This is a genomic window from Spirosoma aerophilum (assembly GCF_054782495.1).
The window spans coordinates 231,812-249,110 of the sequence record NZ_BAAGSJ010000017.1; the positions used below are offsets into that span (position 1 = coordinate 231,812).

The following is a 17,299-nucleotide window of genomic DNA, read 5'->3' on the forward strand; positions in this document are numbered from 1 at the left end:
GCGAGCCACGAGGAAACTGATCAGGAAGGCGATCAGGCAGACAAAGGCGAGTTTCATACAAAAAGTGAGGTTTGGTTATTGTCGGTGACCTTCTGCTTTTTTCGTTCACGAGCCTCGCAGGTCGGGCAAACCCAACCGGTGGGGGCTTCGGCAATACCCAGAATCTGCTGAAGGGCCCCGATCCGTAGCGGTATCTCGCAGGTCCATTGCGGCACATAGGTTCCGTCGATTAGTTCCGTGAGCCGGGTCATTAGCTCTTCACTGGAGTACTGGCAGGCCTGGTAGAGTTCGACCCAGCTGAATACTGTCTGGGTCGAACAATAGTAAGGGTCGTCATTGCTGTACGTGCTCATAAGGCATCCAGTAATTCCATTTGTTGTTTGACAAACTCGTCCCATTCATCGTAGAGCCGCTTTAAAAAGGACGTTGATTCGGGTTCCGATACCGCAGGAGCAGGCTTTTCAAAGGCCGATAGCAGATGCGTTTTGATTACCTTCTTGTCAGGCTTGAGCCGGGCAACGCGTGCCCGATCGGCGGCTTTCTTAGCGGCTTCGTCTCGCTTCTGGGCTTTCGCTACCCGGTCAGCTTCTTCGGCGGCTTCCTTCGTTTTCGCTTGGGCATCGGTCAGCAGATCTGCAAACTCGACCTCGGTCATGTCGATGATATCCGCTTCACTGAGTCGGAAGACATTCAGCAGCTTAGAGCGGAAACCGTTCCAGTCGAAACCGGCTTCGACCAGCTTCGGGCGTCGGTTGTCGAGGATCATCGTTTTCTTATCCTCTTCCAGCTGCTTCCGCGCGTTTTCGATGGCTAGTTGATCGGCGGCTTGCTGATCAGCGATAGCCTGTAACCGGGCGGCTTCCTGTTGATTGGCCAGGGCAATCGCGGCCTGTTCGTCGGCGATCGCTTTGATTCGGGCCTGTTCAGCATCATAGATGCGCTGGGCAGTACTGGCAATGGGTTCGTACTCCTCATCCGTGAGATTCATTAAATCACGCGGACAAACCTCATAACGGCCGGTACCTTCGCCATCGGTGAAGGTGTACCACTCCTGCTCGGCGTCCCAAATAAAGCCCAACGCTCGTAATGCTTTCATGCGAACATCGGCCCGTTCACCCCTAAAACGTTCGTCGGCAATACGCTGCTGTTCGGCTTCGTAGGTCGATTTGACCAGATCGGCGGTCGGCTGGCAGTCCTCCTCATTCAGTCCCTTGATGTCGTCAAAGTTGATCGCCACCTCGCCAAACTCCCAGGCATCATTAATAGCGTTGTAAGTAAAACCAGACGACCGAAGCATCTGCGTCCGCTGATCTGTTCGTACGCGGATGGCCCGTTCGCGCTCCTCGGCCAGACGGTCACGTTCATCATTATACGCTTTCTCCTGAAAGGCCAATGCGTTTTCGATGGCCTTCATCGGTTCGATCAATGCTTTGGCGTGGCTGTCAACATCGCGGTTATAGTCGATATGCGGCCGCTTGAGGGCTTTCTGTTTATTCTCAACATCGATGCGCTGATCTTTGACCATCTGCCGAAATTTGTAAACGGCATTAAATCCGACCTTATCATCGGGCCCTTTGATCGAAAGCTTGGCGGCTTCCTTTTTCATCTGGGTAATTGCCGACTGCGATACATCGAACTTGATGGGTGTGTCCGTGGCTGGAATAACCGGTACAGCATCGTGTACTACTTCGGGTGCTACTTGTTCAGTTACCATTGAGTTTGGCGAGTAAAAAGCGATTGATTTTTTGGAGTAATTCGACCTGCTTGGCAGGCTTGACTATTTTGATGCTTGGTTCCCGGCAGAGGTCGGCGACCAGCTTATAAGGGTTTTTACACTGACGGACCGAAACAATCGAACCGTTTTCGTTGGCGGTGATGACTCGGCCTTTCCCATCGATGAGGGTGTAGCGGGCGGGGTCATCGCCATGATCGAGGATTTCAGTCCATGCCGCCATTTGTATCGTAGGCCAGCTTACCTCTATCGTCCGTGAATACGACGTACTCCGTTTCATCCACAGTGACAATTACCTTGATACCGTATTCATGGTCGTGACCATCAAGCAGTTGTCTTAGTGAGCGATCCCGGTTTTCATCATTCCAGGCATCCATGCGCTCCAGCATTTCCAGTTTGTTTTTCCGCTCATCCCCTTGCTCTTTATACCGCTTAGCATATTCCAAGCATTCTTTATCGTATGATTCAGCCGCTTCGGGAGTCCGAAAAACGTTTGCAGGGGCCACTATCGGATTGGCGTCAATCTCCTTGATACGAAGCATAGCCTTTACAAATAGCAATGCCAGAGGCAGGGCAAGGTGAACGCGTTCAGTTGTATACATCTGTTGAGGAGTTTATGCCCGCTAACCATTGCCAGTCAGCGGGCAGGTTAGAATTACCAGCTATAGACTTCGATGGTCGGTTCGATATTCTGAACGCCTAGCCACGTGATGCGCCTTTCAAGCTGGGTTAGCGAATGATTCGGCTCGATGTCGTCGCCTTCTTCGTCACAGCCAACGACAACACCCTTTCCGGTCAAGGGCTGACTATAGCCCTGGTAAGAAAAGCTAGGCATCGGCGAATCGACATACAGGCCGTTGTCATCGAGGTATATGGCATCACCAGCAGCAAGAGGAACGGCGCAAACGGTATCACAGCCGATCAGTTTGTAGAGGTCTTCAAGGCCGTTTTGCTCGACCTCGGTAATAGTTTGACTTGTCGGATCAATCAGGAACGCTTTCATGATGAAGGAGTGTAAGGCCGCTGACCGGATAAGCCAGGGGCCAGCTTGACTATTTGGTTTCGGCTGGGGCTTCGAGTTGAGCCGGTTCGACGTGCGGACGAACAATGTACTTCATGCCGTGAGCCACGCTAACTTCTGAGACTTCGGTCAACGTTTCACGACGATATATCTCCGTATTCTTCAGGTAGTCGCTTAGGTCCTGAGGCAGTTGATCAGCCAGGGTGAAGGAGAACGTTGCGATATAGTATGTCCCGCCATCCTGACGACTCTTTTTGTCGGCCGTAACCGTCAGCGTAACGTCAGCGAGTGTTTGATCTTCATAGAATAACGGCTCTATCAATCCTTCAAGGTTATCGACGGAGTACTCATGAAACATGACCGCGCAAATCGCATTGTTTGCATCAACGAAGAATAGCTCAGCCCACCGCTTTGGTCCCCGGTTGAAGAGGTTAGGATCGTAGAATATGCGCCAGGCTAACGGACGGAAGGTAATCGAGCGGCCCATGTCCTTAAACTGTTCGCCACCCATGTGCAGCTTAAATTTGCCCTCTTTGGCATCGAAACGTATCTGCCGGGGATGCCCTTCCAAATACTTGAACTTGCTGACGGGTTGTCCGTCGGCGTCCAGACCGATTTCGTACGACTTCAAAGAGCCTTGTTGATCTGCGTTTAATGCTTCGCGGGGTGTTACCATTTTTGCCATGTTGTATAATAAAATAGAAAGAAGTAAGTGGCCGAATCAGACCCGTTCGGCCATCGGGGGTTATTTGTTGAGGGCGTTGATTAGGGCATCGGCGTGTTCGACAGCGAAACCAGCTACTTCGTTGGCATTGTAGTATGGGCCCTTAGCGGCAACCATTCCGGCCAGAAATTGAGTGGCCATATACTCCCGTTTGCTGAGTCCGTCAAATTCGCCGGGAACAACGAAGGCGGGTTCGTCACCGTGGGTTTTGCTTCGTACGTGCGTGTCAGACATAGGACTGTCGATAGCCAGTTCGATGCGAAGGCGGCTGATCTGACGTTTGACGAAGGCGACCTCGGCGGGCGGGGTTTCTTCTTTTTGCTGATCGGCTTGAAACTGCCAGTCCGATAATTGCAATTCCATCAGGGCCCGGGGGCTGATTGGAAATTCTGTTGGTCTCTGATTCATCTGTTTTATCTTTTAGATTCTGATGTAAAGTAAGGTGTTGTAAGGGTAAAAAACAAATAAATTGACAAGAAATAAATTGTTTTTTGTTGCATATATTTGTAGAAATCACCCTTTACTTATATGCCACCCAATAAAAAATTAACTTCTATTGATGATTTGATCCCGGATCAGAAGAATGCCAACCGGGGTACCGAGTTCGGAAATGCTTTGCTTGAGAAGTCGATTCGTGAGGTTGGATTAGGTCGTTCGGTGCTCGCCGACAGGAACGGCAATCTGATCGGCGGCAACAAAACCACGGAAATGGCTGCGGCCCTGGGCGTGGAGGATATTATCGTTGTGCAGAGTGACGGTAAAAAACTGGTCGTCGTTCAGCGCACCGATCTGGATATTGATTCGAAGGAAGGCCGCACGATGGCCCTAATGGATAACCAGGTATCGAAAGTCAATCTCGACTTTGATACCGACGTTATTGCCGATCTGGGCGCTGAGTTCGATTTAGATATCACTGGCATGGGACTCGACCCCTTCGACTCAAACGAGGTAAAAAAGGAGAAGGAAGTCGAGGAACAGGTCACTACGCACGTTTGCCCAAACTGTAAGTATGAATGGTAATTTTTCGTTTGACACCGTTCAGCAGTTCGATAATCATATTGATCTGAGTATTCCGACGTATAGCAATTTGCGTGACGCCATCCTTCGGCTGGCCACCTCCTTTGTTGCGGCCGACTCGGTGGTCTATGATCTGGGCTGTTCGACGGGTCTTACGCTCTCGATGCTCGCGGGCCTGGTACCCGATTCGGCCCGGCTGATCGGCATCGATCGGGCGCAGAACCTGCTCGGCTGTTCGGTCGATCCCCGTATCGAACTGCAACGCGTGGACCTGACCGGTCCGCAGCTGGTGCTCGCGCCGGCCTCGCTGATCTTGTCGGTCTTTACGCTCCAGTTCCTGCCGATGCAGGAGCGGGCGGCTATCGTCGAAAAGGCGTACAATGCCCTGGAGCCGGGTGGTGCCTTTATTCTGGCGGAGAAAACCTATCTGCATGACGGGTTCGCGCAGGATCTGTTCACCTTCGCCTACTACGATAGTAAGCTTAAAAACTTTACGCCCGAGGAGATACTCGATAAGCAGCTCGCTCTTCGGCGGATTATGCGCCCCCAGACCGAACCCCACATACAACGGGAGCTTTCGGCCTTCTCGAACGTGTATCCCTTCTGGCAGTATCTACAATTTAAAGCCTGGCTATGTATAAAGTAATATCGACCTTCTCCGGGCTTGGCGGTAGTTCGCAGGGGTATAAACAGGCTGGGCTTAAAGTGGTCGCGTCGGTGGAATTCCTGGACTATCAGGCCGAGAACTACCGCCTGAACCATCCGGGAACGAAACTCTACCATGCGAACATTCGCGAACTTGATCCGCTCACGATTCTAAATGATCACGCGCTCAAGCCCGGTGAGTTGGATATACTCGATGGTTCACCCCCATGTAGTAGTTTCTCGACAAACGGAATCGTCTCTGAGGGATGGGGTAAAGAGAAAGCCTACGGTAATAAGGTGCAGCGCACCGATGATCTGTTCTACGAGTTCATTCGCTTTCTGACGGTGATGCAACCGAAGGTGTTCGTTGCTGAAAACGTTTCGGGCCTCATTAAGGGTAAGAGCATCGGGCACTTCAATAATTTTCTACGAGCGTTCAAAGCGGCCGGCTACAATACAAAAGCGAAGCTGCTCAATAGTGCGAATTATGGGGTACCTCAGGCACGCGAACGGATCATCTTTCAGGGCGTTCGCGCTGATCTGAACCTTGATCCGGTTTATCCCCAGCCACAAGGCAAAATTGTTTCCGTACGTCAAGCGCTGAGAGGTGTTACGATCAATCCTTCGGAGAAGGTTGATATCAGCGACCTCTATAAAAAGTATTACGCTCGCACGTTCCCGGGTGAAGGAATGGACAAAGGCTCCCAGCGGTGTGGTGATGGCTACAAATGGTTTTCGCGTAAACGACTGCACGCTGATCGACCCAGCTTCACGCTCACGGCTCATGCCTATCAGGATCTGACCCACTGGTCGGAACCGCGTAACCTGTATGTCGCCGAGCTTAAACGGTTACAGTCATTCCCGGATAGTTATTCGCTCACGGGCGATCGTGCCCGACAAGCGGAAGGAATAGGTCGAAGCGTCCCCCCCGGCATGATGGAAGCCATCGGTCGGGCGATCGTCGAAGGCATACTCGAAAAGCTATAGGGTGTACATCATTTGTAGCTCTTGTAAGAAGATTTGTAGGGTTTGTAAAAACAGTTGTAAAAAAGTCGTAACAGTGATAAAACAGTGATGAATCGTGCCAAACAACCCCAATGCAGCGGATAACCTCAAGCCTTTCAAGCCCGGCGAATCGGGCAATCTGGACGGCCGGCCAAAGGGTAGTATTTCCCAGTGGATGAAAGAATTCGGCGAAGCGACGAAGATCGAACTACGGCTGACGGTAACGGATATCGAGGGTAAGGTTTCAGAATCTTCGTCAACGATCGCCACCGATGGCAACGTGACGATTAACCAGGCGATTGCTGTCCGTGGCTTACAGAAGGCGCTCAAAGGTGACTATCAGTTTTTCCGTGAAGTACTCAACCGGACCGAGGGCCGGGTACCTCAGCCGATCACCGGAGCCGATGGCGGTCCTATTCAAGTTGATGACGTTACCCGATTGACCCCTGATGAACTACGCAGACGAATTGCTGCTCTTAGAAACCGAGCATCTGACCAGGCAGCTGGCTAGTATCGACTTCAAAGAATTCGTGCCTTATGTGAACCGTCGCTACGATATGCAATGGTTTCACGAGGTTATGGCTGATCATTTGCAGGCATTCGCGGAGGGTAGCATTAAGAAGTTAATGATCACCATGCCTCCCCAGCACGGAAAGAGCGAACTATCGACCCGCTCGCTTCCGTGTTACCTCTTTGGTCAGAACCCTGATCTGAAGATCGCGCTACTGAGTTACTCGGCCGACAAAGCCCGGAAGTTTTCGCGGGAGGTACAGCAGCGTTTATCCTCGGAGTTGTATCAGAATATCTTTCCCGGCGTTCGACTGGCCACCGGTAAAGATCAGGCGGCTGTTCGTACTCAGGCTGAATTCGATATTGTCGGGCACATCGGCTCATTGAAGGCGGTAGGTCGTCGGGGCCCGCTCACCGGTGATCCGGTTGACATCGTGATTCTGGATGACTTGTTCAAAGACAACATCGAAGCCCAGAACCCACACATCCGGGAGCAGACCTGGGCCGACTGGATAATACCTGTCGTTGAATCGCGTCTGCACAATAACAGTCAGATGCTCTATGTAACGACCCGTTGGCATGAAGACGATCCGTCAGGGCGGTTCCTCGATCGGGACGGCTATTTCTCGGAGACGAATCCGGACGGCTGGGTACTCTTGAACTTTCCCGCGCTCAAGACTGCCAACATTGACAGCTACGATCAGCGTGAAGAGGGTGAGGCTTTGTGGCCAGGTAAGCACAGCAAACATCGGATGGAGCTTATCAAGAAGAACAACCCGACAACCTTCGATGCGTTGTACCAGGGCGATCCGAAGCCCAGTCAGGAGAGTATCATCTTTGGCGACTGGATTGAGGTTGACGAATATCCTGAATACGTCGATCACGAGTTTTACGGTATTGACTTTGGTTACTCGAATGACCCCTCGGCGGCTACGCGTATTGGCCGGGTCGGACAAAGTCTATATCTGGATGAGCAGTTCTACGAAACGGGCCTGACGAATCAGGACATGTTGAAATGGTTCTATGCACTGGGCATGAACCCCAGTATCGAGTCGATCTGCGATAAGGCCGAACCGAAATCTATCGAGGAGCTGAAGCGTGGCTACTACGATAAGGCCACCGAAACCCAGTACAACGGTATCAATGCGAAGGGATGCGACAAAGGACCTGGCTCAATTGCGGCCGGCATCTCGAAGCTGAAAGAGTACACCGTTTACGTTACGAAGCGTTCCCGGAACCTGATCAAAGAGAAGAACAACTATACGTGGATCATGTCGGGCGGCAAGGCAACGAACGTCCCGATCGGCACATGGAACCACGCCATCGACGGCGTTCGCTCGGCGGTGTTCACCGTCTACGGCAAGCCACAACCGACGGGCGGTACCACCACCAAAGCACCAGGTAAACGATCATCACTTAATATCTAAATCATGGAAGGAAAATTGGTTTTTATGCGGCCACCTGTACGCATTGAAGAAGTAATCATTACAACGATTGAACGGGCTGGCGATGGCATCACATACCCGATTCGAGAAGTCACAAGCGTATGGTCGAAGAATGGCGAGTTAATCGCTAGTCAGGATCAGCTATTACCATTGGGAGCCGAACCCAAAATTGATAGATCAGCCTTTTTTCAGCTCGCACAATACTTACACGATAACCTGAATGCTTTTCAGGAAGAGCCTGCCCGACTAACCAATCAGTGGCTAAGCTTACGTGAATCAAAAGAATAACATTTAAATCAATCTATTATGACAATAGGAGGCTACTTATGGAAAGTGACAAAGTTTATTGTATTCCTCAGTGCGGGCGCCTGGTGCCTGTACGGTATGCTGACCGTACCAAATCCGTTGGCTGTGTTCTTCTTACTCCTGGGCGGCTTCGGTAATCTGATCAAAGCCTATTCAATACTAATCGACTAACCGCTATGACACTCGAAGAAGCAAAAGAGAACATCTACCAGCTTGTAACAGGCTTTGGTGACGAAGGAGAATTTATCGGCCAAATTGAGTCCGTGTACGAGGATACGGGGCTAGTTAAGGTTATCTGCGGGAAAGGATTCGAGGCAAAGTTTTATATAGTAAGACCAATTGTACTTGGATTATTCGAGACAGGTCTGCTCAATCAATCGCCTTACGTCGGCTATAATCTCAATCAGCCGGTACTGGTCAAGCTCGATGATAAGGCGTTTGCGATCTGGAAACGTCATGATGACGCCATGGTCGATTTCGCTCCAGCGCAGGTTCGTGAGAAGCTGATCAAGCCCCTGGAGCATTATACCAGCAAGGTTCGGCCTGACGGGTATGTCGAAATGCGATTCAATGAACTGATGCGGATCTTCGGCGACTATTGCCGACATGGGTATGAGGTATTCGATATGAACGTATTGATCGAACGAAAAGACATCGACGGATTATGACCGAAGCCCGCAACCTGTCGTATGACCTCAGCCCGGACGATCCGGCTCCGATCAAGGGCCAGTACCTGGTATCTATCGGCGCGAAAGGTATCGGCTCGATCTACCTGATCAGATCGGTTCGTGTGGTTCAGTCGAGGATCGTGCGGCCGTTCGTTCGCTATGGCCTGACAGTCGTGGCGATGCCCGAACTAAAACCCTACACCGAATTTGTTCGTCGATTCAATGGCGCTCAGGTTTGGGTCAGAGGTATAGAGGCTTTACCTTGTTTCTGGTATTCAAGAAGTAAAAAGATCAAGAAATGACTGACCACTACATCTGGTTCCGCTTCGTCCATGTCGTGCCGCTGGGCGACTGGCACCGCTACTCGGTTATGATACCCGTCGTTGAAACGCGCGGCTATTTCCAAATTAAAACACACGTGGAGGCCTGCTCCATCTCTTTCAACTAACAATAATGCTAACCGCCAAAGGCAAGAATATTGAATTTACGTTGCCCTCCGCATGGTTCGAGGTCAACATCAAACAGTTCGTTGATCTGTATCCCAAGCGCAAAACCAACGAAGACGGTACGATCTACCTCGACCCGTACGAAACGGCCAAAGCCTTCGTATCGGACCTGGCTGCTTATCATGCAGCACCAGCCGGCGACATCGACCGCATGCTCAATGAGTGGTTGCCGGTGCTGGGCCCGATGCCAAACTGGCCAGCGTTGGAAGTACCGTTTGAGGTTGCGGGTGTTCGTCCACCGGCTGATATTGGTTTGTGTACCCAGCTGCAGGTAGAGAGTGCGCGCATGATCGTCAACGATGCCATCGAAGAGGAGGGCGAAGCGGATTATATCCTGCTCGCTGTACCGATGCTGGCCATCTTTCTCTATCCGCTGATCACGGGCAAACCATTGACCGATACTGACGCGATCGCTGAGGTAATACCCGTTGTCGAAGCGTTGCCCGTGACGGAAGCGTTACCCCTGTCGGCTTTTTTTTTGTCCAGCTTAGCGAGTCCGAAAGCTTCTGGGCTCATGAGTTTCGACATACGATACCCAAGCGGCCCGCCGAAAACATTGCGGATGAGATGGTTCCGGAACTGGCAGCATATCAGGAAGCGGCTCTCATTGCGCGGGTAGCGGCTCAGAAACGTATCCGGGATGAAGAGGCTCAGCAATTGGCCTACGATGAGTTTATGTCAACGCTAGCGCTGATTCACCACCAGGCACGCTGGCAGTACGAGTACAATCAGTTTATTAACCGTTCCGGTATTGTCTAATTAAAAAGTAAAGTCTAAGCTTAAACCAACTATTAGGTCCTAAATTATTTATATTTAAGTAAGAGAACGTTTTTAAGAAAAACCTAATTAGTTGCTCTATTTTTTATACCAATACTAATAGCAATTGGTGCTTTTAACTTTACATCTATAAATCCTTTAGCCGAGGGATCTATTTCCTGTATTAAGTTTAATAAAGCACTTGCAAAAGGACTTGGATTTTGGACATAAACTGACATTCCTACTGGTGTCACGGTGTATTGCTTTGCTGAAGCTTCTATGTTCCATCCCGCAGATTGAAAAATTTTTTCGAGTTCTAGTGCAAGTTGTTCTGACTCAGAGTCAGCGAGAACATTGTCGATAATGACTCTACTGCCAGGATACTGAACTAACAACTTATGCAACTTATCCTGCTGATGCTTAGATAAGAGTCTTGGGGCTAAACTTTGTTTCAATTTCATGAGCTCCAACTCGGCAATTGATTGTTTTCGCTCTGCATCGGCTTGTCTCGCCCTCGCATTAGCCATTTCTATTTCTAATTCAGCCTGTTTATTTTTAGCTTCTTGGGCAGATTGCGAAGCCTTTTGAGCTTTCTCGTTTGTAGTTGCTATTACAACCTTTGATTTTTCAATCTCACTTTGTGCTATAGATATTCCTTCGTTAGCTTTTGCGATTTTTAAATCCGAAATTCTTTCTTTCGCTTTTGCTAATTTATCACTTATGAAAAAAGTGGCAATAGTGACTATTGCTGCTGCCACAACAAAACCAATATTTAGATATCCCAATACATCTGTGATTCTTTCTAGGGACTTAGCTTCTTGATTAAGATTATTGATTGGATCTTCCACTTTTTTGAAAAGAAAGCCTGCCTACAGTCGGGGTGGTTTTTTTAAGCAAAAACCACCCCGACTGTAGGCAGGGCTAAACAAGAATGCGTTATACTAAGCTAAATTAGAGCCTTTAGCTACAATAAATTTTTGATAATCGGCTTTTACTTGCTCGAAGGAAGGGTATTCGCTTTCCTCCTCATCACCCAAGTTAGGGTATCTTTCATCTATTACTTCACCGAATTCGAAAGCCAAGTCGCTGTCTACTCTGTCGGCAATAGTATTATATCCATTATCACCTTGCTCACTTTCAAGGTCGTGCTCATAGTGGATATCTCCATCCAATTCATTGTACTCAATTCGTACTAAAATTTTATCACTCATATATATGTTAATTTAAATTCACAAAAAAAGCTCTGATCACGCTTCAAGCTATCTAGACCGGAGTAACCTAAACTCCTTAGCAGAAGGGCTTATCATCCGATCTCCGAATCGATAATTCCCTACTAATGAATCTTTCGCTATAATACGACTTTTTACTAACGTAGTAAAAAAGTAAAGACCTATTTAATAGCCTAAGTCAAATACTGCCGGCCTGTGCCCGAATTTGCATCTACTATGATGCTATCTACCCTTACCGCGATTGCCGCTGAGTTCGGCCTAACGTTTATCTATGGCGACAAGCCGGCGTTTAACATTGGTGTAGATTATACTAATCCTGATCTGATCGTCATGTACCACGAAGGTTTTGTTTCCGGTAGTTCTACAGAAGATCAGCAAGGGGCCTGGGAGACTAACTACAATATGCGAATCTGGCTACTTTTCAAAAGTAACCTCAGTGATAATCCAACAGATCGGAAGCCCCGATTTGCCGCCCTTGAGCCTTTGATGAAACAGATACTCACAAGGCTATCAAATAACTACGAAATAAAAGGGCCGGTGCCATTTTCCGAAGGCATTAATCAGACCGATAAAAACCTCGATGGCATTCGCTTCGTGGTCAACTGCGTTTCCAAATTCACTCAAGCGTACTGTTAACTATCCATACCATGAAAAAGAAACTACCCCGTAAGCGGGTAAAGACAATCACGGCGGTTGGTCCACTTACTGGCATCTGGGAAGCGATCGCTAAATCAATCGCCGAATCATACAACCTGCCCAAACGACCTCAGTCATGATCTTAGACATTGCTCAGACAATCCTCGACGATGGCATGGGCAACCTGGCTAACGACGTCATCGAGAGTTCAGACAGCAAGGGCCTGACCAAATCTGGACGAACCAACCGCTCCTTACGCTGGACCGTCGATGCGGACGGCCGAACGCTGTCAGGTAAGCTGTACGGCTCGATCACGTGGGTCTATCTGCAAAAAGGAAGGGGCCCCAACAAATCCGAGAAGCCCGGCCGCAAGATGGTGGAGGCAATTGCCGAATGGATGCAGCTGGCGGGCCTGTCGGGTTCACCCTGGGGTATCGCCACCAACATAGCCAAGTACGGTATACAGGTACCCAACCGCCATAATCCGGGCGGGGTGCTCTCTGATCCGCTCAATGTCGAGCGCGTTAAGAAGCTGCTCAGTCCCCGAATACAGGACGCCTTATTCAAAGAAATACGATCGACGATCTTCCACACCTGATGTTTATACTCAATCAAAAAACTTTCGATCTGACGTTTGATAAAACGTTTCAGAAGCTGATCGGTACCGACTACCCGGTAACGGCGCCAACATGCCGGGTACCCGGCGTTCTGCTGGGCTGGGAGTCACCCCGTGGCTGGGCTTACTACCTGTTTCGCGGGAATACCGATACTGATTTCGATGCTCAGTCATCGGGCGAATTCGAGCAGGCCGGAGCGATCAAAGACACCCGCCGTGTCGGCCGCGACGTGCTGACGGTTCGGGCTGGCGGACTGACCCAGCCTGACAGTGATGTTATTAAAACGATCTTCCTGTCAACACGCGTGTATGTGATCGCTCCGGACAAATCCGGTATCGTCCGGAGTGTACCCGTGCACGTGGCCACCGGCACCTATGCGGTGTGGCGGGAGTCAGCCAACCGGATCGGTATCGAGTTCCAGATCCGTTTTCCTTCAACTAAATCCTTCCGAGCATGAAAGAGTCAGCCGATCAATACTTCCTACGCTTCTACTGCGTGGTCTACAATCGCATGAGCTTCGCCGAGCGGACTGCATCGAGTGGTCGCCGGGTGTACGCCAAAATGAAGAAACTTAACGAAAAGGTACTGGCTCATGGCTGATCGTGATGGATTGTACCGGTCTCTGTTGTTTCATCACTTTAATAAATTTGATTCTTGTTAATGAAGTTATGCCGTTTACTAAATTGCTCTGACTTTACATAAGCTTATTCTTGTGATTTAGTTAATTGAGCAGAGTAAGACTTCCTATACATACAGGATTTTTTCAGAATATAAAACCCTTCAATTAGATGGTTGTAATAGAATCTGTTAAACGGGTATTTATTAGCTATTCACGAATCGATCAGGAATTTGCTAACAGAATAGCAGAAGACTTAAGGAAGCACGGCATTGAGGTTTGGATAGATTTCGAAGGACTGAACCCTGGAACTCCTGATTGGGAGTTGGCAATAAGGGCAGCAGTCGAGGAGAGCTTCGCCGTTTTGCTGATTGCTACTCCTAACTCGATGAAATCGCCCTTTGTCCGGAGCGAAGTCCTATTGACACAGGCAAAAAAATTACCAATATATGCCGTTTGGGCAGCAGGTGAAGAATGGATTGACGCTATACCGATGACTTTAGCGCACATTCAGTACCTAGACTTACGGAGCGACTATTACGATAGTAACTTTAGTATGCTAGTAAAAGAATTGTCAAAAAATCTCTACGTGTTACCATCCATTTTTACTTACAAATCCTTCTACAAAAAAATAGCTCCAAACGAGATTATTCCTGCTGATTATAAAAAAATCGGCAGCATAAAAGATTATGTGAGGGATGAAAATAATTATGTTATTTGTCGGGAACTTAAGATTATTATTAAAAATAATCAATTCGATCATTTAATAGAATTAGAATTAGATTTAGATAATAAAAATATCTATGATGAGGGAATTAATGAAAAAGATATAGTTTTAATTAATCCTATTCGTTTTCAAACATGTATCCAACTATTAAATGAACTTTATACACTCTGCTTATCAAGTCGTTTTCCACCTTTAACATATGGACTTAAATGGTTTATGGTAAAACGGAGTAGGACGGATATAGTTCTACTTGATATTGAAAATTTATTAAAAAGTAAGAGTCTAAATCTTGATCTCAAGCATAAAGTAGGCTCATTTTTGAAAAGTCCAATTCATTATGGCTTGAAGCCAGGAACTCGATGGTATATACTGAAAAATTCGAACGAAAAGATCAACATATTATTAGCTAAGCAAAATGATTTATTAAGCATTATGCTACAATCGCCTAAAGTAATGGCGATTTTTTTAGAAGAGTATTTTGAAAAAATACATAAGAGTAAAGTAAATTATAGATCAATAAAAGATTCGGTTGCTCTACTAATTGATTATGGAAGTTATTTCCAAGTAGATGAGGGTATATATATTCAAAAAAAGATTATTCCCGCAGATGAAAAAAAATACTTTGATAGAAGATAGGTCACATACAAAACCTGTGCATTGTCTTTTAATTGGTTCGTGAATCAATCTGAAAAAACTATTATTTCATAAAGAAGATGGAATTAGCTAGGGTTTAATAGTATTATTCATAAACTATTTTACGCGGCATTAAGTCTAAGGCTGATCCTAAACTGGCTGATAAGGCAAAAGTGGTGTCGAAGCCTCTCTAGCACGAAAAGAGAAACGTGAGGGTTTGAAAAACATAAGCTTATGAACGATTATTTATCAGAATACAATAGCCCCAAACAAGAAATGACAAGACGGAAAAGGCGAATCGAAGGGTTCGCTTTTTTCATGTACTGTACATTCGTATTTTATTCATGATACTCAACTCCAGTAAGGAAAATACCAGAAGAAGTGGAGATAATGAGGCACTAGTCACTGTCAAAACTATGATTATTAAGGATGGTTTATATCTCAATAACGTCTGGGTATGCACTGCCGACGTTATCTCCGAAACCCACCAGGGTAACGATCTGACCAAGCCCGATACGCTCCAGACCTCCTACACCAACTCGTTTACAATCCCCGATAGTCTGGCGGTCCGTAAACTACTGGAGAATGCCGAGCAGCTGGACAGTGGCTCGAAGCTTCCGTATAATCCGCTGCGCGCGAAAGTTATCCGGGGCGGGGAGGTAACGTTTTCCGGTATTGCCCAGCTGAGCAGCTTTTCGGCGGGTTGGGAAATCGAGTTGTACGAAGAAAAACGGGATCTCTTCACCCGGCTCGACCGATCACTCCAGACGCTGGAGCTTAGCAACTACGATCACGCGTGGACCGTCGAGAACATCAACCGGTACGCCAATGCCACTGACGGGCTGTTTTATCCCCTGATCGACTACGGTTTACTCAAGAATGGTATACAGCCGCTCGATACGGTGTTCCCGGCGATATTCGTCAAAACGATACTCGCCCGGGCACTCGCCGAAGAGGGCTATACCCTGACGGGTTCTATCCTCGACGATGAATTGTATAAGCGACTGTTTATCCCCTTCTCGGAGTCCGAGCCGACCAACTACGACGAACAGTGGCAGATCGACCGGTTCGCCCGGGTGACCATGCAACGACTCGACGATGAGGTTAGCCGCGGGGCGTTGGGTAAATCCAACTGGCTCGACCGGATACAGCCTTACAACCTCGATAACATCGACACTTTCTATCAGGGCAGCCTGAAGAACTACAATACGCAAACGTATGCCTACGTCTGTGATACGGCGATGAATCTGAAGGTCGAGGCTTCTCAAAAGCTGAAGGCTATGTCCTTAACAGGTGTCGTAGAAATTATTCTCAGTATCGTTAAAAACGGTCAGGATATTGGCGACGGAGCGAGACTTGAGGCACCAGCGGGCTATAATCTTCTATTCCTGAGAGAGGATATACTGAATCTGCGTCAGACGGTCAAATGTAAGGCAGGTGATCGAATTCAAATACGGCTTCAGGCTCGACGAATGACGAAAGTAGGGAACTACCACATTGTTATTTTCAACGACCCGGACAGTTCATTTGTCAACTTTACACCCATGTTGACGACTAGCTTTGGCGACATATGGAAAACAGCTAGGAACTTACCCGACCTGACGGCCAAAGCGGTGATGGTGGCCATCGCCTATCAGCTGTGTGGTACCTGGGAGGTGGACTCTGTTCGCCACCAGGTGCAGTTCAACTACTTCGATGAGGTACCGGCTAATATCGACAAAGCCGTTGACTGGAGCTATCGCATTGATACGAGTAGTGAAATCAAATGGACGCCACGAATCGACCCGTATGGACAAATTAACCTGCTGACCTGGAAGGAGACCGACGAAGCCAAGAAAGCGGGCCGTACGATCGGAAAGAAGCTACTCAACTACGGGGACGGTATTATCACCGTGAACGCTCCAGTACTGGACGCTGAGGTAACTTTATTCGAAATGCCTTTCGGTGCGTCCACCAATAGCGAAGAGTCGATACCTGGCTACGGTAATCCGGTGCTGGTCAAACTACGAAGCGTATCGGGCAGGGGCGAGAGTCTGAACATCAACAATCAAAATACGGCTCCTCGCTTACTGCTGGCCTCACTGGATGGGCCGTTCCCGGTCAACTCCACCCAGCTAAAAGACGATGGCGTCACGGTAGAACCCGTGGTGCTGCAACTCAAACCGTGCTGGTTTGGCCAGCGTCCGGATGTGGTCAGTGGTGTCAACACTCAGTTTAGTCTATCGTTCGGACCGCTGGGTATCGCCCGGGGTGAGGTTTGCTCGATCGAACGCTACTATGGGAGTCTGCAACGCGTGCTCCGACGCATGCGAGCGGTGGGGCTAACGATGCGCCTGTATCCCAATGATATCGCCGGCATCGACTACCGGTTACCGATTCGCTTACAACGCGTGCAGGTGGGGGCGATAACCATCTCAGACGGATACTATTATTTGAATCGGGTAGGCGACTATCAGTCTGACAGTTTAGCGCAGGTAGCCTTGATCGCTTTTTAATAAAAAAACCG

28 protein-coding genes are annotated in these 17,299 nt (G+C 48.5%); 19 read left to right on the plus strand and 9 right to left on the minus strand.

The window, feature by feature from the left end; all coding sequences use genetic code 11:
- Positions 1 to 53 precede the first annotated feature (53 nt).
- From ACYVK4_RS23290 to ACYVK4_RS23320, 7 genes are read right to left on the minus strand one after another with little or no spacing between them, the layout of a single operon-like run.
- Positions 54 to 353 carry a hypothetical protein gene (locus ACYVK4_RS23290; RefSeq protein ID WP_461129966.1) on the minus strand — a complete coding sequence of 100 codons (300 nt, stop codon included), beginning with the start codon at positions 351 to 353 and terminating at the stop codon, positions 54 to 56.
- Positions 350 to 1,714 (minus strand): hypothetical protein, encoded by a 1,365-nt coding sequence (locus ACYVK4_RS23295; protein WP_461129967.1) that lies wholly within the window; start codon positions 1,712 to 1,714, stop codon positions 350 to 352. Before ACYVK4_RS23295 ends, ACYVK4_RS23290 begins: the two co-directional genes overlap by 4 nt.
- On the minus strand, positions 1,704 to 1,955 hold the full coding sequence (locus tag ACYVK4_RS23300; RefSeq protein WP_461129968.1) for a hypothetical protein: 252 nt from the start codon (positions 1,953 to 1,955) through the stop codon (positions 1,704 to 1,706). The genes ACYVK4_RS23295 and ACYVK4_RS23300 overlap by 11 nt, the downstream gene beginning before the upstream one ends.
- Positions 1,939 to 2,334, minus strand: a complete 396-nt coding sequence (locus tag ACYVK4_RS23305) for a hypothetical protein (protein WP_461129969.1) — start codon at positions 2,332 to 2,334, stop codon at positions 1,939 to 1,941. Before ACYVK4_RS23305 ends, ACYVK4_RS23300 begins: the two co-directional genes overlap by 17 nt.
- Positions 2,335 to 2,387: 53 nt before the next feature.
- Positions 2,388 to 2,735, minus strand: coding sequence for a DUF3846 domain-containing protein (locus ACYVK4_RS23310; protein WP_461129970.1), 348 nt, complete (start codon positions 2,733 to 2,735; stop codon positions 2,388 to 2,390).
- A 49-nt stretch (positions 2,736 to 2,784) separates the two neighbouring features.
- Positions 2,785 to 3,438 carry a hypothetical protein gene (locus ACYVK4_RS23315; RefSeq protein ID WP_461129971.1) on the minus strand — a complete coding sequence of 218 codons (654 nt, stop codon included), beginning with the start codon at positions 3,436 to 3,438 and terminating at the stop codon, positions 2,785 to 2,787.
- Between the two features lie 60 nt (positions 3,439 to 3,498).
- On the minus strand, positions 3,499 to 3,885 hold the full coding sequence (locus ACYVK4_RS23320) for a hypothetical protein (protein ID WP_461129972.1): 387 nt from the start codon (positions 3,883 to 3,885) through the stop codon (positions 3,499 to 3,501).
- Positions 3,886 to 4,005: 120 nt separating this feature from the next.
- On the opposite strand from ACYVK4_RS23320, the gene ACYVK4_RS23325 reads away from it, so the two are divergent.
- From ACYVK4_RS23325 to ACYVK4_RS23380, 12 genes are all read left to right on the plus strand, one after another.
- Positions 4,006 to 4,497: a ParB N-terminal domain-containing protein gene (locus ACYVK4_RS23325; protein ID WP_461129973.1), complete on the plus strand. Its 492-nt coding sequence runs from the start codon at positions 4,006 to 4,008 to the stop codon at positions 4,495 to 4,497.
- Positions 4,487 to 5,140: a methyltransferase domain-containing protein gene (locus ACYVK4_RS23330; protein ID WP_461129974.1), complete on the plus strand. Its 654-nt coding sequence runs from the start codon at positions 4,487 to 4,489 to the stop codon at positions 5,138 to 5,140. Before ACYVK4_RS23325 ends, ACYVK4_RS23330 begins: the two co-directional genes overlap by 11 nt.
- Positions 5,128 to 6,126: a DNA cytosine methyltransferase gene (locus ACYVK4_RS23335; RefSeq protein WP_461129975.1), complete on the plus strand. Its 999-nt coding sequence runs from the start codon at positions 5,128 to 5,130 to the stop codon at positions 6,124 to 6,126. Before ACYVK4_RS23330 ends, ACYVK4_RS23335 begins: the two co-directional genes overlap by 13 nt.
- A 94-nt stretch (positions 6,127 to 6,220) precedes the next feature.
- Positions 6,221 to 6,655 carry a DUF5681 domain-containing protein gene (locus ACYVK4_RS23340; RefSeq protein ID WP_461129976.1) on the plus strand — a complete coding sequence of 145 codons (435 nt, stop codon included), beginning with the start codon at positions 6,221 to 6,223 and terminating at the stop codon, positions 6,653 to 6,655.
- Complete coding sequence (locus ACYVK4_RS23345) at positions 6,594 to 8,081, plus strand: terminase large subunit (RefSeq protein WP_461129977.1); 1,488 nt, start codon at positions 6,594 to 6,596, stop codon at positions 8,079 to 8,081. The genes ACYVK4_RS23340 and ACYVK4_RS23345 overlap by 62 nt, the downstream gene beginning before the upstream one ends.
- A 3-nt stretch (positions 8,082 to 8,084) precedes the next feature.
- Positions 8,085 to 8,387 (plus strand): hypothetical protein, encoded by a 303-nt coding sequence (locus ACYVK4_RS23350; protein WP_461129978.1) that lies wholly within the window; start codon positions 8,085 to 8,087, stop codon positions 8,385 to 8,387.
- 18 nt (positions 8,388 to 8,405) lie between these two features.
- Entirely contained in the window at positions 8,406 to 8,576 is a 171-nt protein-coding gene (locus ACYVK4_RS23355; protein WP_461129979.1) for a hypothetical protein, read from the plus strand.
- 5 nt (positions 8,577 to 8,581) lie between these two features.
- The gene (locus ACYVK4_RS23360) at positions 8,582 to 9,073 is read left to right on the plus strand and encodes a hypothetical protein (RefSeq protein WP_461129980.1); all 492 of its coding nucleotides are present in this window, start codon (positions 8,582 to 8,584) and stop codon (positions 9,071 to 9,073) included.
- Positions 9,070 to 9,375: a hypothetical protein gene (locus ACYVK4_RS23365; RefSeq protein WP_461129981.1), complete on the plus strand. Its 306-nt coding sequence runs from the start codon at positions 9,070 to 9,072 to the stop codon at positions 9,373 to 9,375. The genes ACYVK4_RS23360 and ACYVK4_RS23365 overlap by 4 nt, the downstream gene beginning before the upstream one ends.
- A complete protein-coding gene (locus tag ACYVK4_RS23370) occupies positions 9,372 to 9,521 on the plus strand; it encodes a hypothetical protein (RefSeq protein WP_461129982.1) in 150 nt (49 codons plus the stop codon). Before ACYVK4_RS23365 ends, ACYVK4_RS23370 begins: the two co-directional genes overlap by 4 nt.
- 5 nt (positions 9,522 to 9,526) lie before the next feature.
- Positions 9,527 to 10,198 carry a hypothetical protein gene (locus tag ACYVK4_RS23375; RefSeq protein WP_461129983.1) on the plus strand — a complete coding sequence of 224 codons (672 nt, stop codon included), beginning with the start codon at positions 9,527 to 9,529 and terminating at the stop codon, positions 10,196 to 10,198.
- Positions 10,147 to 10,338 (plus strand): hypothetical protein, encoded by a 192-nt coding sequence (locus tag ACYVK4_RS23380; RefSeq protein WP_461129984.1) that lies wholly within the window; start codon positions 10,147 to 10,149, stop codon positions 10,336 to 10,338. Before ACYVK4_RS23375 ends, ACYVK4_RS23380 begins: the two co-directional genes overlap by 52 nt.
- An 83-nt stretch (positions 10,339 to 10,421) precedes the next feature.
- Here ACYVK4_RS23380 and ACYVK4_RS23385 read toward each other — a convergent pair whose 3' ends face one another.
- Together ACYVK4_RS23385 and ACYVK4_RS23390 are read right to left on the minus strand one after the other, a co-directional pair.
- The gene (locus ACYVK4_RS23385) at positions 10,422 to 11,183 is read right to left on the minus strand and encodes a hypothetical protein (RefSeq protein ID WP_461129985.1); all 762 of its coding nucleotides are present in this window, start codon (positions 11,181 to 11,183) and stop codon (positions 10,422 to 10,424) included.
- A 93-nt stretch (positions 11,184 to 11,276) separates the two neighbouring features.
- Positions 11,277 to 11,546 (minus strand): hypothetical protein, encoded by a 270-nt coding sequence (locus ACYVK4_RS23390; protein ID WP_461129986.1) that lies wholly within the window; start codon positions 11,544 to 11,546, stop codon positions 11,277 to 11,279.
- Between the two features lie 234 nt (positions 11,547 to 11,780).
- On the opposite strand from ACYVK4_RS23390, the gene ACYVK4_RS23395 reads away from it, so the two are divergent.
- The 7 genes from ACYVK4_RS23395 (at position 11,781) to ACYVK4_RS23425 (ending at position 17,288) form a co-directional block, all read left to right on the plus strand.
- Positions 11,781 to 12,200 carry a hypothetical protein gene (locus ACYVK4_RS23395; RefSeq protein WP_461129987.1) on the plus strand — a complete coding sequence of 140 codons (420 nt, stop codon included), beginning with the start codon at positions 11,781 to 11,783 and terminating at the stop codon, positions 12,198 to 12,200.
- An 11-nt stretch (positions 12,201 to 12,211) separates the two neighbouring features.
- Positions 12,212 to 12,340: a hypothetical protein gene (locus ACYVK4_RS23400; protein ID WP_461129988.1), complete on the plus strand. Its 129-nt coding sequence runs from the start codon at positions 12,212 to 12,214 to the stop codon at positions 12,338 to 12,340.
- A complete protein-coding gene (locus ACYVK4_RS23405) occupies positions 12,337 to 12,798 on the plus strand; it encodes a hypothetical protein (RefSeq protein WP_461129989.1) in 462 nt (153 codons plus the stop codon). Before ACYVK4_RS23400 ends, ACYVK4_RS23405 begins: the two co-directional genes overlap by 4 nt.
- Positions 12,798 to 13,274, plus strand: a complete 477-nt coding sequence (locus ACYVK4_RS23410) for a hypothetical protein (RefSeq protein WP_461129990.1) — start codon at positions 12,798 to 12,800, stop codon at positions 13,272 to 13,274. The genes ACYVK4_RS23405 and ACYVK4_RS23410 overlap by 1 nt, the downstream gene beginning before the upstream one ends.
- Positions 13,271 to 13,417: a hypothetical protein gene (locus ACYVK4_RS23415; protein WP_461129991.1), complete on the plus strand. Its 147-nt coding sequence runs from the start codon at positions 13,271 to 13,273 to the stop codon at positions 13,415 to 13,417. Before ACYVK4_RS23410 ends, ACYVK4_RS23415 begins: the two co-directional genes overlap by 4 nt.
- Positions 13,418 to 13,605: 188 nt before the next feature.
- Complete coding sequence (locus ACYVK4_RS23420; protein ID WP_461129992.1) at positions 13,606 to 14,796, plus strand: toll/interleukin-1 receptor domain-containing protein; 1,191 nt, start codon at positions 13,606 to 13,608, stop codon at positions 14,794 to 14,796.
- A gap of 413 nt (positions 14,797 to 15,209) precedes the next feature.
- Positions 15,210 to 17,288 (plus strand): hypothetical protein, encoded by a 2,079-nt coding sequence (locus ACYVK4_RS23425; protein WP_461129993.1) that lies wholly within the window; start codon positions 15,210 to 15,212, stop codon positions 17,286 to 17,288.
- The last annotated feature ends 11 nt before the right edge of the window (positions 17,289 to 17,299 follow it).

Bases quoted from the DNA above. Each gene is read 5' to 3' on its own strand.
- ACYVK4_RS23380 (WP_461129984.1), top strand. From the start codon at position 10,147: ATGGTTCCGGAACTGGCAGCATATCAGGAAGCGGCTCTCATTGCGCGG.
- ACYVK4_RS23290 (WP_461129966.1), bottom strand. From the start codon at position 353: ATGAGCACGTACAGCAATGACGACCCTTACTATTGTTCGACCCAGACA.
- ACYVK4_RS23395 (WP_461129987.1), top strand. From the start codon at position 11,781: ATGATGCTATCTACCCTTACCGCGATTGCCGCTGAGTTCGGCCTAACG.
- ACYVK4_RS23300 (WP_461129968.1), bottom strand. From the start codon at position 1,955: ATGGCGGCATGGACTGAAATCCTCGATCATGGCGATGACCCCGCCCGC.
- ACYVK4_RS23405 (WP_461129989.1), top strand. From the start codon at position 12,337: ATGATCTTAGACATTGCTCAGACAATCCTCGACGATGGCATGGGCAAC.
- ACYVK4_RS23370 (WP_461129982.1), top strand. From the start codon at position 9,372: ATGACTGACCACTACATCTGGTTCCGCTTCGTCCATGTCGTGCCGCTG.
- ACYVK4_RS23335 (WP_461129975.1), top strand. From the start codon at position 5,128: ATGTATAAAGTAATATCGACCTTCTCCGGGCTTGGCGGTAGTTCGCAG.
- ACYVK4_RS23355 (WP_461129979.1), top strand. From the start codon at position 8,406: ATGACAATAGGAGGCTACTTATGGAAAGTGACAAAGTTTATTGTATTC.
- ACYVK4_RS23375 (WP_461129983.1), top strand. From the start codon at position 9,527: ATGCTAACCGCCAAAGGCAAGAATATTGAATTTACGTTGCCCTCCGCA.
- ACYVK4_RS23325 (WP_461129973.1), top strand. From the start codon at position 4,006: ATGCCACCCAATAAAAAATTAACTTCTATTGATGATTTGATCCCGGAT.
- ACYVK4_RS23410 (WP_461129990.1), top strand. From the start codon at position 12,798: ATGTTTATACTCAATCAAAAAACTTTCGATCTGACGTTTGATAAAACG.
- ACYVK4_RS23295 (WP_461129967.1), bottom strand. From the start codon at position 1,714: ATGGTAACTGAACAAGTAGCACCCGAAGTAGTACACGATGCTGTACCG.
- ACYVK4_RS23390 (WP_461129986.1), bottom strand. From the start codon at position 11,546: ATGAGTGATAAAATTTTAGTACGAATTGAGTACAATGAATTGGATGGA.
- ACYVK4_RS23415 (WP_461129991.1), top strand. From the start codon at position 13,271: ATGAAAGAGTCAGCCGATCAATACTTCCTACGCTTCTACTGCGTGGTC.
- ACYVK4_RS23350 (WP_461129978.1), top strand. From the start codon at position 8,085: ATGGAAGGAAAATTGGTTTTTATGCGGCCACCTGTACGCATTGAAGAA.
- ACYVK4_RS23420 (WP_461129992.1), top strand. From the start codon at position 13,606: ATGGTTGTAATAGAATCTGTTAAACGGGTATTTATTAGCTATTCACGA.
- ACYVK4_RS23320 (WP_461129972.1), bottom strand. From the start codon at position 3,885: ATGAATCAGAGACCAACAGAATTTCCAATCAGCCCCCGGGCCCTGATG.
- ACYVK4_RS23310 (WP_461129970.1), bottom strand. From the start codon at position 2,735: ATGAAAGCGTTCCTGATTGATCCGACAAGTCAAACTATTACCGAGGTC.
- ACYVK4_RS23330 (WP_461129974.1), top strand. From the start codon at position 4,487: ATGAATGGTAATTTTTCGTTTGACACCGTTCAGCAGTTCGATAATCAT.
- ACYVK4_RS23425 (WP_461129993.1), top strand. From the start codon at position 15,210: ATGATTATTAAGGATGGTTTATATCTCAATAACGTCTGGGTATGCACT.
- ACYVK4_RS23365 (WP_461129981.1), top strand. From the start codon at position 9,070: ATGACCGAAGCCCGCAACCTGTCGTATGACCTCAGCCCGGACGATCCG.
- ACYVK4_RS23400 (WP_461129988.1), top strand. From the start codon at position 12,212: ATGAAAAAGAAACTACCCCGTAAGCGGGTAAAGACAATCACGGCGGTT.
- ACYVK4_RS23345 (WP_461129977.1), top strand. From the start codon at position 6,594: ATGAACTACGCAGACGAATTGCTGCTCTTAGAAACCGAGCATCTGACC.
- ACYVK4_RS23360 (WP_461129980.1), top strand. From the start codon at position 8,582: ATGACACTCGAAGAAGCAAAAGAGAACATCTACCAGCTTGTAACAGGC.
- ACYVK4_RS23305 (WP_461129969.1), bottom strand. From the start codon at position 2,334: ATGTATACAACTGAACGCGTTCACCTTGCCCTGCCTCTGGCATTGCTA.
- ACYVK4_RS23315 (WP_461129971.1), bottom strand. From the start codon at position 3,438: ATGGCAAAAATGGTAACACCCCGCGAAGCATTAAACGCAGATCAACAA.